The sequence below is a fragment of the Plantibacter flavus genome, from assembly GCF_900177615.1.
Classification (GTDB): Bacteria; Actinomycetota; Actinomycetes; order Actinomycetales; family Microbacteriaceae; genus Plantibacter; species Plantibacter flavus.
In genome coordinates this window covers 484,902-499,671 of the sequence record NZ_FXAP01000001.1, presented here as the reverse complement: position 1 = coordinate 499,671, position 14,770 = coordinate 484,902, and the positions used below count along the sequence as shown (strand labels likewise).

Genomic DNA, 14,770 nt, shown 5'->3' with positions numbered 1-14,770 from the left:
CGCACTCCCGCGCCGATCGTGCGATACTCGAAGGCAGTACTTCATACGCCCCGGCATTCCGCCGGGGCGTCTGGCATATGACGGGCGTTTCGGCCGTCGTGTGCGGACCCACCATGCAAAGGAGTTCCATCGTGTCCGAGCAGATCCAGGAGACGTTCCTCACCCAGCAGGCCTTCGACCGGCTGCAGGCGGAACTCGAGCACCTCAGCACGACGGGCCGCGAGGAGATCGCCAAGCGCATCGAAGCGGCTCGCGAAGAAGGCGACCTCAAGGAGAACGGCGGCTACCACGCCGCGAAGGACGAGCAGGGCAAGCAGGAGGCCCGCATCCGGACGCTCACGCAGATGCTGCGTGACGCCAAGGTGAGCGAGGCACCCCAGTCCAGCGGCGTCGTGGAGTCCGGCACCGTCATCACGGCCGTCGTCGCGGGCGGCGAGGAGCGGTTCCTCCTCGGCAGCCGCGAGATCGCCGGTAACACCGACCTCGACGTCTACAGCGAAGGCAGCCCCCTCGGCGCCGCCATCCTCGGTCTGAAGATCGGCGAGAAGACCACCTACGAAGCGCCGAACGGCAAGGAGATCACCGTGTCGATCAGCGCGGTGGAGACCTACACCGGTTCCTGATCCAGTAGGTCGCGTCCATCGCGACCGACCTGACGCACGAAGGGCCCCGCCGACACGGTGGGGCCCTTCGGTGTTCCGTCAGTCGGCTCAGTCGTCGACGATCTGCGGGTCGTACCCCGCTTCGCGGAGCGTCTGCACGACGAGGTCGCGGTGGTCTGGCCCGCGCGTCTCGATGCTGAGCTCGAGTTCGACGTCGCTGATCTGCAAGCCGTGGCCGTGTCTGGTGTGCAGCACCTCGATGACGTTCGCATTGGCCTGCGCGACGAGCTCCGCGGTCCGTGCGAGCTGGCCCGGTCGGTCGGGCAGCGGGATGCGCAGCGTCAGGTAGCGGTCCGACGCCGCGAGGCCGTGGCTGACGACCCGCTGCAGCAGGAGCGGATCGATGTTGCCGCCGGAGAGGATGGTGACCGTCGTGCCGGTCGGCTCGATCTTCCCGGCCAGGATCGCCGCGACACCGGCGGCACCGGCAGGCTCGACGACGAGCTTGGCGCGCTCGAGGAGGACCACGATCGCCCGGGCGAGGTCGTCTTCGCTGACGGTGACGACCTCGTCGACGAGGGCGCTGATCATCTCGAAGTTGAGCTCACCGGGACGGGCAACGGCGATGCCGTCGGCGATGGTCGGCTGCACGGTGATGGTCGTCGGGGTTCCGGCTTCCAGCGACGCCGGGTACGCGGCCGCGTTCGCCGCCTGGACGCCGATCACGCGGATGGTGCGTCCTTCGAGGGCCGCGCGCTGCTTCATGACACCCGCGACACCCGAGATGAGCCCGCCGCCGCCGATCGGCACGATGACCGTCTCGACGTCGGGGACCTCCTCGAGGATCTCGAGCCCGAGCGTGCCCTGCCCGGTGATGACGTCCGGATGGTCGAACGGCGGGATGAGGATGGCACCGGTCTCCGCGGCGAACTCGGCGGCGGCGATCAGCGGTTCCGCCACCGTGTGGCCGCGCAGGATGACGTGCGCTCCGTAGTCGCGCGTGGCGGCGAGCTTCGGGAGCGGGACGCCGACCGGCATGAAGATGGTCGCGGTGATGCCGAGCTCGCGGGCGGCGAAGGCGACACCCTGCGCGTGGTTGCCCGCTGAGGCGGCGACGACGCCGCGCGCCCGCTCCTCAGGGGTCAGGCTGGACATGCGGTTGTACGCGCCGCGGATCTTGTAGGAGCCGGTGCGCTGGAGGTTCTCGCACTTGAGGTGCACGGGCACGCCGAGGACGTCGGCGAGGTAGCGGGAGCTCTCCATCGGCGTGCGCTGGACGGTGCCGACGAGGGTGTCCCTGGCCCGCTCGAACGCGGCGAGCGACGGGCCGGGGAACACGGGTGTGGTGGTCGTTGAATCGGTCATGGTGTGCGGGGTCCTGGACTTTCTGGGGACGAGGTCTCTCGGAGGTCTTCGCTGGGGTGCTGGGGCTCCTGATCGCCTGGGCGATCCTGCGGCTCGTGGGACGAGCGGGAGCCCGGACGGATTCGCCTGGGACTCGGGACGGTCTGCCAGATGGCACCGTCGGCGCCCGGCTCCGGCGGAGCACTGCCGCCGGTCCGCCACGTACCGCTGGCGATGGTGTGGACCATCACGTTGATCACGGCCACCACGGGCACCGCGAACAGGGCGCCGGGGATGCCGGCGACGAGCGTGCCTCCTGCGACGGCGAGGACGACGGCGAGCGGGTGGACCTTGACGGCCGTACCCATGATGAGCGGCTGCAGGACGTGGCCCTCGAGCTGCTGGACGAGGAGCACGACGCCGAGCATGAGCAGCGCGATGACCGGACCGTTGTAGACGAGCGCGAGGAAGACGGCCACGGCGCCGGTCACCACGGCGCCGACGATCGGCACGAACGAGCCAAGGAAGACGAGCACGGCCACCGGGATCGCGAGCGGGACGCCGAGGAAGAACGCGCCGAGTCCGATACCGACCGCGTCGATCGAGGCCACGAGGATCTGCGTGCGGACGTAGTTGCCGAGCGTCCGCCAGCCTGCACGACCGGCGCTGTCGACAGCGGGGCGTGCCCGCTGCGGGAAGACGCGCACCGTCCAACGCCAGATCGTCCGACCGTCGATGAGCATGAACAGCAGACAGAAGAGCGTCAGGAAGACGCCCGTCGCGACATGGCCGAGCGTCGAACCGATCGACAGGGCGCCCGAGAGCAGGACCTGGCTGTCCTGCTGGAGCGAGTCGAACGCCTGGGCGATGAAGTCGTTGAGCTGTGTCTCGGTCACGTGCAACGGGCTGGCGAGCAGGAAGGCCTTGAAGTCGCCGTAGGCGGTCATGGTGCGGGCCTGCACGGAGGCGAACTGCGAGGTGATCTGCGAGATCGCGAGGAAGATGAGTCCGCTCACCACGGAGAGCGTGCCGACCATCGCGAGCGCGATGGCGAGGCCCTTCGGCCAGCGGTGACGCACGAGGACGTCGACGACGGGCTTCAGCAGCGCGGAGACGAGGACGGCGATGAGCAGCGGGATCACGATGAGGCGGAGCTGCACGACGAGGAAGACGAGCAGCGCGACGACCGCGGCCACCAGCAGGATCCGCCAGGACCACGCTGCGGCCACGCGCATGCCGCGCGGGACGCTGCTCGACCCGCTCAGGTCTGGTTCGCGCACGGGCGATGCCGCTTCGGGGAGGAAGCGTCCCCACCAGGTCTTCGGAGTGTCGTCCGCCATTGCTCAAGTGTAGGGCTGGCACATGCCGGTGAGTGCATGCGGATACCAGTGGGCGGCGGTGCTTCCGCCGGTGCGCGGCGGGTGTCCGACCCCGGTGCTAGCGTCGGGCCGTGTCCGCTTCCCTCTCCCCCGCCCTCGCCCGACGGATCGCGCTCGGTGCGCAAGGGTTCGGCGCCCCGCAACGCACGACCCCGGCGGGTACCCGCACCCTGCGCTCGACGATCGATCACCTGGGTCTCCTGCAGATCGACTCCGTCAACGTGTTCGAGCGCAGTCACTACCTGCCGCTGTTCGCGAGGCTCGGCGGGTACGACAAGACGCTGCTCGATCGGCTCACCCTCGGAGCCGACGCGCCCTACCTCGAGTACTGGGCGCACGAGGCGGCCTTCATCCCGCGCGACTCGTGGCCGTTGTTCCGGTGGCGGATGGACGCGCACCGCGCGAAGCATGCCGGCGACGAGACCACCTGGGCGAGCCAGAACACGGAGATGTTGGACTGGGTGCGAGCGCTCCTGCGCGTCGAGGGGCCGCTGAAGGCGAGCGAGATCGAACACGATGCGAACGTCCGCCGCGGACCCTGGTGGGGATGGTCCGATGTGAAGCGGGCGTTGGAGGTCCTGTTCCTCTACGGCGAGGTGGTCACGGCCGGTCGCGACCGGTTCGAACGCCGGTACGCGCTGGCCGAGCACGTGCTGCCGCATGACCTCCTCGACCTCGACGTCGCCCGACCCGACGCGATCCGTGCGCTCGTCGAGCAGGCCGCGGCAGCGCACGGCGTCGCGACCGTCGCCGACCTGGCCGACTACTTCCGGATCAAGCCGCAGACCGCCGTCCGTCGAGCGGTCGACGAGCTCGTGGACGCCGGTGTCCTCGAACCTGTGACCGTGGCCGGCTGGGACCGACGCGGTGGGCCGCACGAAGCGTGGCTGCACCGCGACGCCCGACGGCCGCGGCGGATCGAGGGGGCCGCGCTGCTCAGCCCGTTCGACCCCGTCGTCTGGTTCCGCGAACGCGCCCTCCGCATGTTCGGACTCCACTACCGGATCGAGATCTACACGCCGGAGCCCAAGCGCGTCTACGGCTACTACGTGCTACCGGTCCTCATCGACGGGGAGATCGTCGCGCGCGTCGATCTGAAGAGCGACCGCCAGGCCGGGGTCCTGCGGGTCCAGTCCGCCTGGTTCGAGCGTGGACACCAGGATGCCGTCGCCAGAGGGCTTCGTCCCGTCGCCGACGACGCGATCGCGGGACGCCTGGCGGAGCTCCTCGAGCAGGCGGCCCGCTGGCAGGGACTCGACGCGGTGGTCGTCGTCGGCCGCGGGACACTGGCGGCACCGTTGGCGCACGCCGTCGGCACCCGGCTCCTCCCGCTTCCTCCCGCTCCGGACATGGGCACTACTCCCCATGCTCAGCCAGCACAATCACTCTCAGGAGATACACAACAACTATAGGATTGGTGGGCACCTTCATGGTCCGAAACGAGGGGAACCCGCCCATGAGCAACGACGACACCACACCACAGCAACCAGGCCGACAGAACCCGGGCGAACAGCAGAACCAGCCGTCCCAGGGCGACCAGCCCTCGTACCAGCAGGGTCAGCAGCAGCCCAACCCGTACCAGTCCGGACAGCAGCAGACGCCGAACCCGTACCAGTCCGGACAGCAGCAGACGCCGAACCCGTACCAGTCCGGACAACAGCAGACGCCGAACCAGGCACCGCCGGCTCCCTACGGTCAGCAGCCAGGTCAGCAGCCCGGCGCCCAGAACCCGTACCAGCAGGGCCAGCAGCCCAACGGCCAGTACGCGACGGCGCAGAACCCCTACGCGACCGGCGCTCCGAAGCAGCCGATGGATCCGAAGCAGAAGAAGCGGATCATCCTGTGGTCGTCGATCGCCGGTGGCGCACTCGTGCTCATCGCCGCCGCCGCCATCACCATCGGCGTGCTGAACACCACGGCGTTCGGCCCGCAGGCGAAGGTCGAGGAATACCTCAAGGCCATCGCTGCCGGTGACGCGAAGCTCGCGACGAGCCTCGTCGCGCCGGACCCCTCGATCGTCGGCAGCACGGACGACGAGTCCGCAGAGCCCGAGGCGACCCCGGACCCGTCCGCGTCGGCCGATCCGGATGCGGACGCCGAAGCCGAGGCTCCGGCCGCCGTGAAGCCGACCGCACTGCTCACCAACGAGGTCCTGAAGGGCGCCGACGAGCGCATCAAGAACCCTGAGGTCGGCCGGGTCTACAACCGCAACGGCGAGGCACGCGTGCAGGTCACGTACGAGCTCGGTGGCAAGAAGTACGAGGACTCGGTCACGCTCGAGAGCGAAGGCAAGCAGTTCCTGTTCTTCGACCAGTGGAAGCTCGCCAGCTCCCTCGTCGGCAGCATCAACGTCTACACCGGTCTCGGTGGCACGGCGTTCAGCGTCAACGGCGTCAACTTCGACGGCGCCTCCGACGAGAGCCTGTTCGCCTACCCGGCCATCTACACGGTCGCTCCGCCGGAGAGCAAGTTCCTGCAGGGCGATGCCCAGACCATCACGCTGAGCTCGTACAGCGCCGGCGAGGGTTCGGCCTTCATCGACATCGACGTGACCGCCACCGAGGCGCTCACGACCGAGGTCACGAAGCAGGTCGTCGCGATGATCGAGAAGTGCCTCGACGCCACCACGCTCGACACCACCTGTGGCGTCATGCCGGACTGGCAGCAGAAGCAGTTCACGAGTGTCGGCCCGGTGACCTGGACGCTCACCTCTCCCCCGACCGTCGAGGTCGACGAGAGCGGTTCGTACTTCTACACCTCGGATGGCCGCATCGACGGTTCGTTCGACGCCTCCTGGTACGGCAGCGCCGTGGCGGGTCAGCAGGTGTGGGACACGTACCTGAACTTCCCCGGCAAGATCACGATCGACGCCGACGACAAGGTCACGGTGACGTTCGACTCCGACGAGCAGACCGAGTAACGGCTCTCGCCTGAACGCCGAATGGGGCGGCACCTCCGGGTGCCGCCCCATTCGTGTGTCCGGGACCGGGAGGCCCGCGCCTAGAAGCCGCCGCCGATGGCGCTCAGGCGCTTGATCCGTTCGACGAGCGGCGGGTGGGTGCTGAACAAGCGTGCGACCGCACCGGGCTTCAACGGGTCGGAGATCCAGAGGTGCGCCATGGACGAGTTCTGCTTCGCCATCGGTCGACCGTAGGCGGCGAGCTTCCCCAGGGCGCTCGCGAGCGCTTCCGGGTGACGGGTCGTGAGGGCGCCCGTCGCATCGGCGAGATACTCGCGCTGCCGTGAGATGGAGAGCTGGACGAGCGTCGCGAGCAGCGGTGCCACGAGCATCGCCACGATGCCGATGATCAGCATGACGGGGTTGCCGCCGTTGTTGTTGTTCCGGTTGCCGCCTCCCCAGATCGTCATCCGGAGGAGCATGTCGGAGAGGAACCCGATCGCGACGACGAGGCCGAAGACGACCATGGACACGCGGATGTCGTAGTTGCGGACGTGACCGAGTTCGTGGGCCATGACGCCCTCCAGCTCGGCGTCGTTGAGGATCTCGAGGAGGCCGGTCGTCGCGGCCACCATCGCGTGCTGGGGATCGCGACCCGTCGCGAACGCGTTGGGCGCCGGGTCGGCAATGAGGTAGACCTCGGGCATCGGCGTCCCGGTCGTGATCGCGAGGTTCTCGACGATGCGGTACAGCCTCGGGTTGTCGGCCAGCTCGATGCGCTGCGCGCCCGTCATCGCGATGGCCTGCCGCCCGGCGAAGAAATACTGGATCACCGCGTAGACGACGGCCACGACGAGCACCACGATCGTGATCGTGAGGTTCTGGTAGAGATATCCCGCGAGCCAACCGAGGCCACCGATGATGACGAGGAAGACGACGAAGATCAGGGCCGTGTTGAGCTTGTTCCTGGCGATGGCGCGGTACATGGGACTGCGCTACCGCACGTCAGAACTGGACGCGCGGCGGTTCGGCGATCGCCGCGTTGTCGGTGACCTCGAAGAAGTCGTGCTCCGAGAACCCGAGGCCCTTCGCGAACAGGTTGTTCGGGAACACCTTGACCTTGGTGTTCAGCTCCCGGACACCGCCGTTGTAGAACCGGCGCGAGGCCTGGATCTTGTCCTCGGTGTCGACGATCTCGGACTGGAGCTGGAGGAAGTTCTGGCTCGCCTGGAGCTGCGGGTAGGCCTCCGCGACGGCGAAGATGCTCTTCAGCGCCTGCTGCATGTGGGTCTCGGCCTCACTCACGGCCGCCGGCCCCTGTGCGGTGAGCGTCTCGGCGCGAGCCTTCGTCACGTTCTCGAACACGGCCTTCTCGTGCGCCGCGTACCCCTTGACCGCCTCGATGAGGTTCGGGATGAGGTCGGCGCGCCGCTTCAGCTGGACGGTGATGTCGCTCCATGCTTCCTCGACCCGCACGTTCAGCGTCACGAGCGAGTTGTACGTCACCCAGAAGTAGATGCCGACGATGACGACCAGGGCGACGACGATGAGGACTGGGATCAGCCATTCCATGAGGATGGGCTCCTTCTGAGTCGATGGAGAGCGGGTCCGCTCATTCTACCTGCGACCCGCCGGTGCCCTTGGGGAGTTCGGAGGAAGCACGCAGCAGGTGTGCAGCGCGGACGCACCGGACACCCGGCGGGCCGTCACTCGCCGAGGACGCGGGCGAGGTACCGGTTCCCGAACAGTCGGCCGGGGTCGAGGCGGTCGCGGAGGCTGACGAACTCGTCGAAACGAGGATAGGCGCCTCGCAGGGACGACGCGTCACGGCCGTGCAGTTTGCCCCAGTGGGGCCGACCGCCCAACTCGGTCATGATCGCCTCGACGGCGCGGAAGTACTCTCCCGGGTCCTCACGGAAGAAGCGGTGCACGGCGACGTATCCGGTCGCTCGACCTGATGCCGTGGAGAGCCACAGCTCGTCGGCCGCTGCGACCCGGACCTCGATCGGGAAGGAGATCCGCCACCCCCGCTCCTCGATGAGCGCGCGGATGCGGGCGAACGCGGTCGGGAGGTGCTCGAGCGGCACCGCGTACTCCATCTCCACGAACCGCACCGTGCGGCTCGTGGTGAACACGCGCGTCGACCGATCGGTGAACTCGCGATCGCCGACGAGGCGGTCCGCGAGCCGGTTCACGCGCGGGACGATGGCCGGCGCGACGACGCCCGTGTTGCAGAGGACCCGGTAGACCCCGTTGGCGAGGAGCGTGTCGTCGACCCACTTCGCGACCGGGCGGAGTGGCTGCGTGGGCGCATCACCCGGCAACCGGTGGTTCGTCTTGGTCAGGGCGGTCGCGGTGTGCGGGAACCAGTAGAACTCGAAGTGGTCGACGGCGGCGGCCCGGTCGAGCAGCTCGGGCAGCAGCTCGTCGAGCGGCTCCGGTCGCTCCACCGCGTGCAGCACGAACGCCGGGACGCACTGCAGCGTGACCTCGACGATGATCCCGAGCGCGCCGAGCCCGAGCGCCAGTGCCGGGAGGAGCCCTGGTTCCTGCTCGGCGTCCGACGTCAGCAGCTCGCCCTCCGCCGTCACCATCGTCACCCCGACGACCTGCGTCGCGATGCCGCCGAACGCCATCCCGGTCCCGTGTGTGCCGGTGGAGATCGCGCCGGCGACGGACTGCCGGTCGATGTCGCCGAGGTTCGGCATGGCGAGACCGAACGGTTCGAGGAGACGCGGGATGTCGTGGAGGCGCGTGCCGGCACGGAGGGTCACACGGTTGCGTTCCCGATCGACCCGGACCAGACCGCTCAGGGCGTCGAGTTCGAGCAGCACACCGGGCGCCACGGCGATCCCGGTGAAGCTGTGTCCGGCTCCGACGGCCTTGATCGGGAGGCCCGCTCCCGCCGCTGTGCGCACGAGGCGCTGCACCGCGCCGACCGAGTCGGGCCGCTCGAACCGCACGGGCCACGCCCGCTCGGTCCGCGCCCAGTTCGTCCACGCTGTCGTCTTCCCCATCAGACGAACCCCTGCCCTTCGCCGCGGTACGTCGGCAGGACGGCTTCCACCCCGTCGTCCCCGACCACGTGGAACGCGTCCACCCGTTCGCTGAGCTCCCCGGACTTCGTGTGCCGCAACCAGACGCGGTCACCGAGCCGGAGCGACGCCGCCGCAGCCCCGGAGACCGGCGTCTGCACCTCACCGGCCATCTCACGCGGGAGCATCTCGAGGCCCTCCGGCCACGCGATGAGCGGGAGGCGGTCGAGCCCCGGCGGACCGGAGGCGACCCATCCGCCGCCGAGGATCGTCGCGAGCTCCGGCGACGGCTTCCGGACGACCGACAGACCGAACGCCGCGGCCGGTGCCGGAGTGAACGCCCGGTAGTGGTCGAAGAGGTGTCCGCCGAAGACACCGCTCCCCGCGGCGATCTCGGTCACCGAGTCGTCGGACGCGGTGAGTTCCAGGGATCCCGTCCCGCCGCCGTTGACGAACTCCAGCTCCGCGACCGCTCGGACCTCCGCAACCACGGCCGCACGACGTTCCCGGAGTTCGGCCCACGAGCGCCGCTGGATCGCGCGGAGCGCAGCCGACCACGCCGGTCGACCCGCGAGGTCGTCCCCCTGCCCGGCGATCTGCGCCTCGTAGGCCATGATCCCGACCAGGCTGAAGCCGGGTCGGGTGACGACCGCCTCCGCGAGAGCCCGGACCTCGTCCGGCGTGCGCAGGGGCGAGCGGCGGACACCGACATGGCCGAGGGCGGGCGCGCGGAACGAGGCGTCGAGCTCGATGCACACGCGGATGCGTGCACGTCGCTCGGGAGGAGTCACCGCGTCGACGAGGTCGAGGTGGTCGAGGGAGTCGATCATGAGGGTGATCCGCGAGGCCGCCCGTTCGTCGGATGCCAGCCGCGCGATGGCACCCCGCTCCGCCGTCGGGTAGCCGACCACGACGTCGTCCACCGTCTCGGACAACCAGAGCGCCTCGGACAGGGAGTAGGCCAGCACGCCGGCGTACCCGGGCTGTCTGAGGAGCGCGTCGATCACCGCTCGGACGCGGATGGACTTGCTGGCGACGCGGATCGGTTTCCCCGCGGCCCGTCGGAGCATGTCGTGCGTGTTGTGGCGGAGGGCTCCGAGATGCAGGACGGCGACGGGCGAGTCGACGTCCGAGACGGCCCGCTCGATGCCGCCCCAGTACCGCCTCGGGTCGAGCCAGGGCATCGGTTCGGACACCCGGCCGCCGGCGGTCAGTTCGATGCTCATCAGCGCACTCCTCGTACTCGGGTGACAGCGACCGCCCCTGCGACGGCGCAGGCCGCGGAGACGAGGTAGAGGCCTGCGAATCCGCCGAGCCAGGCGACGAGGCACGCGCCGATGAGCGGAGCGACCGCCTGCGGCACCGCCTGGGCGATGTTCATGATGCCGAGGTCCTTGCCGTGCGACGCCGGGTCGGGAAGGACCTGCGTCGCGAGCGCCTGGTCGACCGACATGAAGCAGCCGTAGCCGAGCCCGATCAGTGCCGCCGACACGAACCCCATCGGCAGCGAGGGCCAGATCGCGAGCAGGAGGGCGGCGAGCGCCTGTGAGGCGGAGGCCGCGACGACGAAGACGCGTCGTCGTCCGATGCGGTCGGACAGTCGGCCGAGCAGGATCGAGGACCCCACGACGAACACCGTGTAGACGACCGTGACCAGCAGGAGGTCGGTCTCGGCGTCGGCGTCCCCCAGCCCGAAGAGCAGGAAGTAGAACAGCAGCGAGGTGCTGAAGGCGTTGCCGAGGTTCACGAGGACGCGGCTGAGCATGGTCCAGGCGAAGTCGGGGTGCCGTCGCGGCGAGATCCAGAGGCTCTCCAGGAGCGCGTGCACGGTGAGTGGCACGGGTCGTTCGCCCGTCGGGAGTGGATCGGGCAGCCGGAGGAAGGGCACGACGAGCACGATCAGGAGGACGGCGAGCGCCAGGTATCCCACGACCATCTGGGTGCCGAGCAGGAGCAGGAGGGCGATGCCGAGGATGACCCCGACGGCCTGCGGAGCGGAGATCCACCCCGAGACGAGGCCGCGTTGCCCCACGGGCACCTGATCGGAGATGGTCGCGGTGAGCGCCGCTCCCAGGATGCAGAAACCGATGATGGCGAGGCACCAGCAGACGCCGATGCCGACGATGCCGGTCTGGAGTCCGAGGAGGACGAGCCCCAGGGCGAAGACGAGCGCACCACCCGCGATCCACGGGCGGCGTCTTCCGAACCGCGACCGTGTGCGGTCGGACAGGGCGCCCGTCAGCGGATACGCGACGATGGAGCAGAGTCCGGCCGCCCCGGCGACGACACCGAAGGCGACGACGCTGTCCACCCAGTGCTCGGGAGCGAGCGTCGCGTCGATCTGCGCGGGCAGGAGGAGCTGCAGCGGGGCGAGCTGGGCCATCCAGACGCCCAGCCAGGCGACCGCGAAGGCGGCGACCCACCGCCCGGTGACCCGTCGGTCGGCCGGGTGGTCGACGGTTGCGGTGCCGAGGCCGCTCATCTCGGCGCCGGTTCGGCGAGGGTTGCGACGAGGTGCGCCACCGTCCCGACGAGTCGCCGGGCTTCGGCGTCGTCGCGTCGCACCAGCCAGCCGAGTGTCAGGCCGTCGGTGAAGGCGATGACGGTCCGCGCGATCTCGTCGACGGGCTGCGTCCAGGTGCTGCCGCTGACCGTCGCGGCGAGCGCGAGCGCCTCACACGCGAGCTCCTCGTACCGTCGATACTGCTCGAGCGCGAGGTGCTCGAGGCCCGGCGTCCGCATCGCGTAGGCGCTGAGCTCCTGCATCGCCGCCTCCCGAGCCGGATCGGCGCGGAGGAGGTCGACGTAGCGTTCGAGGCCGGCATGGACGACGGCCTCGAGGGTGGGCGGATGCTCCTGACCGGCTTCCTCGTCCGTCCGCAGCCCGCCGACGTCGAGGACGACGCGTTCATGCTCGACGACGTGTGCGACCAGTTCGGCGAGGAGCTCGTCGCGGGAGGCGAAGGCGTAGTGGAAGCTGGCGAGCGACATCCCGGCCTCGGCCACGATCGCCCTCGTCGTGGCGGCGGCGACGCCCTCCGCTGCGACGACGCGGAGGGCGGCGCTGATCAGCTCGGCTCGTCGGTCGACAACGGAGATCCTCGGCATCGCAACCCTTCCCGGGGCGCCTGCGGGTCGGGCCGCTCCATCGCGGTCGACTCGACTGGGACGGATGACCCAGTCGCGCCAGTATGGCGGACCGCCGGCCCGAGCGCACCTGTCGAGACGGTTTTCCCGTGCGGATCGACCGAGAATGTGACCCGATCTGGCGCGGGAGGTTGACTTCCTGCGGTGATCTTGGGGGAATGGAGACGGTGACCGGGGAACGCGCGCGCGCAGGAACAGGAGTCCGATCGAATCGCTCGATCGGACGCGTCGCGATCCTCCTCGCCGTCTTCCTCTCGGCCGGACTCTGGACGACGGCCGTCGCGGGCCCTGCATCGGCGACGCCCGAACCGCTCCCCACCCCGAGCGAGAGCGCTGCGGCGCCGACCCCACCGCCACTCGACGGACCGACCATCACGAGCCCCGACTCCGGTTCCTTCATCGGCAGCGGCAGCACCACGGTCACCGGGACGAAGGACGCCGGCACGGGTGTCCAGCTGCAGGTCGGCGACGGTCTCGAGCCGGTCTGCATCCTGCCGCAGGACGACAGCACCGACTGGTCCTGTTCGATCGACCTGCCCGACGGCGGCGGACTGCTCATCACCGCCGTCGAGGTCGGCGGCTCGGAGACGCTCTCAGCGCAGATCTCCGTGTCCGCGCTCGGCCCGCCCACCATCACCGCAGGAACACCGAGCAACGGCGGCGTCCGCGGCACCGCCTACCCCGGAGCGACGGTGACGGTCCGCGCCGACTCCGGTGCCACCTGCAGTTTCGCGGCGGACAGCTCCGGAAGCTGGTTCTGCGTGCTGGGCGAGCCACTGCCGGCCGGCGACCTCTCCGTGACGGCGACGCAGCAGGCGTCGTTCAGCGGCGGCCAGCGCTCCGACGCGTCCTCCCCGGTCGTGCTCACGATCGACCGCGACGCCCCGGCCCCGCCCGTGATGTCCTCACCGACGGCCGGACAGGCGATGCCGATCTCGACTGCGAGCTACGCCGGCACCGGCGAGGACGGCGCGACCGTCACCGTCTTCGCCGACTCGACGTCGGTCTGCACGGCGGTCGTCACCGGTGGCGCTTGGAGTTGCTCGGGCGGGGGCGTGCCGGCGGGTGCGCACGTCGTCCTCGCGATCCAGCAGGATGCCGCGGGCAACACGAGCGGGGCGAGCACGGCGATCACCCTGACGTTCGGCGACGCATCGGCCGCGCCCGCCACGCCGGCACCGTCCGCCTCCCCATCGCCGTCCGACGGCGCCGAGCCCGCGCCCGCGCCGGGGACGACCGCTCCGGGGACGCAACAGCCGACCCCGTCGCCGAGCGGTGAACCGGTGCCCGGCGCCGCTCCACCCACCGGTGGTGGCGGCCTCTGGTCGGGAACGACGCCGTTCACGCAGGCCCTCGCCTCCACGATCGACGGCCGCGGCCAGCCGGTCTGGTGGCTCGCCGCCCTCCTCGCCCTCGCGGCGGTGGCGCTCATCGCGATCCCGGCCCGACTCCTCGCGACCTCCATCGCCCCCTGGCGCGCCACGATGGCCGACCGTCGTCGTGCAGCGGTGACCGGGCGCAACCGACCGAGGGACGAGTTCGAGCGGGTCCCGTCGGTCCCGCTCCCGAGTCGCACGGCGATGGCCGTCGTCACCGCCGTGCTCGCGGCAGGCATCCTCATGTTCGCGCACCCCGTGAGCGGTCAGCCGGCGTACCTCCGGCTGTGGTTCGCCTCGCTCATCGCCGTGGTCGCGATCAACGTCGTGGGCCTCCTCGCGCAGCTCGTCGTCGCCCGGCGAGCCGGGCTGGGCTCGATGCGCGTCAGCGTCCGTGTCGGCGGACTGGTGACGGTCGGTGTCGTCACCGCGCTCTCACGCCTCCTGGCCCTGCAGCCGGCTCTGCTCTTCGCGCTGCTGACCGAACTCCGGCCGACACGGAGATCCGAAACGCATGAAGCCGGCTCGACAGCCTCGGTGGAGATCGATTCCGATGCCATCGCGCCACGCATCGCAGGCCGCCTCGCTCTGGCCCGGATCGCTGCGGCCGCCGGGCTCGGTTCGATCGCCTGGCTCGTGTCGGCGCTGGCCGGCGAGCCGAGCGGCGGCGTGGGCGCGATGCTCGTCGAGGCCGTGAACCTGACCGCGATCGCAGGGATCGGATCCGCGTCGATCGCCCTCCTCCCCCTCGGGCCCCTCGGTGGGCGGGCCATCCTCGCCTGGTCGAGGCCGGTGTGGCTCGGCGGCGCGTTCGTGGGCTTCACGCTGCTGTTCGGACTCCTGGGCCCGACGGCGACGGTCCCGGGTGCGGGTGACACGCTCGTCGGACTCCTGCTGGGGTCACTCGCGTTCGCGGCGGTCGGAGCTGGGACGTGGGCCTGGAACCGTCACCTCCGGCCGCTCATCGACGCACGCTAGGCCGCTCCGG

At 70.1% G+C, this 14,770-nt stretch carries 12 protein-coding genes; 4 read left to right on the top strand and 8 right to left on the bottom strand.

What is annotated here, in order from left to right; translation table 11 throughout:
* Positions 1–131 precede the first annotated feature (131 nt).
* On the top strand, positions 132–623 hold the full coding sequence (greA, locus tag B9Y95_RS02370; RefSeq protein WP_229938696.1) for a transcription elongation factor GreA: 492 nt from the start codon (positions 132–134) through the stop codon (positions 621–623).
* An 87-nt stretch (positions 624–710) separates the two neighbouring features.
* Here greA and ilvA read toward each other — a convergent pair whose 3' ends face one another.
* Positions 711–1,967: a threonine ammonia-lyase gene (gene ilvA / locus B9Y95_RS02365; RefSeq protein ID WP_079705493.1), complete on the bottom strand. Its 1,257-nt coding sequence runs from the start codon at positions 1,965–1,967 to the stop codon at positions 711–713.
* Positions 1,964–3,286 (bottom strand): AI-2E family transporter, encoded by a 1,323-nt coding sequence (locus B9Y95_RS02360; RefSeq protein WP_085510479.1) that lies wholly within the window; start codon positions 3,284–3,286, stop codon positions 1,964–1,966. Before B9Y95_RS02360 ends, ilvA begins: the two co-directional genes overlap by 4 nt.
* 110 nt (positions 3,287–3,396) lie before the next feature.
* Here B9Y95_RS02360 and B9Y95_RS02355 point away from each other — a divergent pair, with 110 nt between their 5' ends.
* Both B9Y95_RS02355 and B9Y95_RS02350 read left to right on the top strand, forming a co-directional pair.
* Positions 3,397–4,737 (top strand): winged helix-turn-helix domain-containing protein, encoded by a 1,341-nt coding sequence (locus B9Y95_RS02355; RefSeq protein ID WP_085510478.1) that lies wholly within the window; start codon positions 3,397–3,399, stop codon positions 4,735–4,737.
* A 44-nt stretch (positions 4,738–4,781) separates the two neighbouring features.
* Positions 4,782–6,245: a zinc ribbon domain-containing protein gene (locus tag B9Y95_RS02350; protein ID WP_085510477.1), complete on the top strand. Its 1,464-nt coding sequence runs from the start codon at positions 4,782–4,784 to the stop codon at positions 6,243–6,245.
* 80 nt (positions 6,246–6,325) lie between these two features.
* Here B9Y95_RS02350 and B9Y95_RS02345 read toward each other — a convergent pair whose 3' ends face one another.
* The 6 genes from B9Y95_RS02345 to B9Y95_RS02320 form a co-directional block, all read right to left on the bottom strand.
* Positions 6,326–7,210 (bottom strand): M48 family metallopeptidase, encoded by an 885-nt coding sequence (locus B9Y95_RS02345; protein ID WP_085510476.1) that lies wholly within the window; start codon positions 7,208–7,210, stop codon positions 6,326–6,328.
* 19 nt (positions 7,211–7,229) lie between these two features.
* Positions 7,230–7,796 carry a LemA family protein gene (locus tag B9Y95_RS02340; protein ID WP_064296457.1) on the bottom strand — a complete coding sequence of 189 codons (567 nt, stop codon included), beginning with the start codon at positions 7,794–7,796 and terminating at the stop codon, positions 7,230–7,232.
* A 134-nt stretch (positions 7,797–7,930) separates the two neighbouring features.
* Positions 7,931–9,241 carry a D-arabinono-1,4-lactone oxidase gene (locus B9Y95_RS02335; protein WP_085510475.1) on the bottom strand — a complete coding sequence of 437 codons (1,311 nt, stop codon included), beginning with the start codon at positions 9,239–9,241 and terminating at the stop codon, positions 7,931–7,933.
* Positions 9,241–10,485 carry an alanine racemase gene (locus B9Y95_RS02330; RefSeq protein ID WP_085510474.1) on the bottom strand — a complete coding sequence of 415 codons (1,245 nt, stop codon included), beginning with the start codon at positions 10,483–10,485 and terminating at the stop codon, positions 9,241–9,243. Before B9Y95_RS02330 ends, B9Y95_RS02335 begins: the two co-directional genes overlap by 1 nt.
* On the bottom strand, positions 10,485–11,741 hold the full coding sequence (locus tag B9Y95_RS02325) for an MFS transporter (RefSeq protein ID WP_085510473.1): 1,257 nt from the start codon (positions 11,739–11,741) through the stop codon (positions 10,485–10,487). Before B9Y95_RS02325 ends, B9Y95_RS02330 begins: the two co-directional genes overlap by 1 nt.
* A complete protein-coding gene (locus tag B9Y95_RS02320; RefSeq protein ID WP_085510472.1) occupies positions 11,738–12,367 on the bottom strand; it encodes a TetR/AcrR family transcriptional regulator in 630 nt (209 codons plus the stop codon). Before B9Y95_RS02320 ends, B9Y95_RS02325 begins: the two co-directional genes overlap by 4 nt.
* Before the next feature lie 197 nt (positions 12,368–12,564).
* On the opposite strand from B9Y95_RS02320, the gene B9Y95_RS02315 reads away from it, so the two are divergent.
* A complete protein-coding gene (locus B9Y95_RS02315; protein ID WP_085510471.1) occupies positions 12,565–14,760 on the top strand; it encodes an Ig-like domain repeat protein in 2,196 nt (731 codons plus the stop codon).
* Positions 14,761–14,770: the final 10 nt, after the last annotated feature.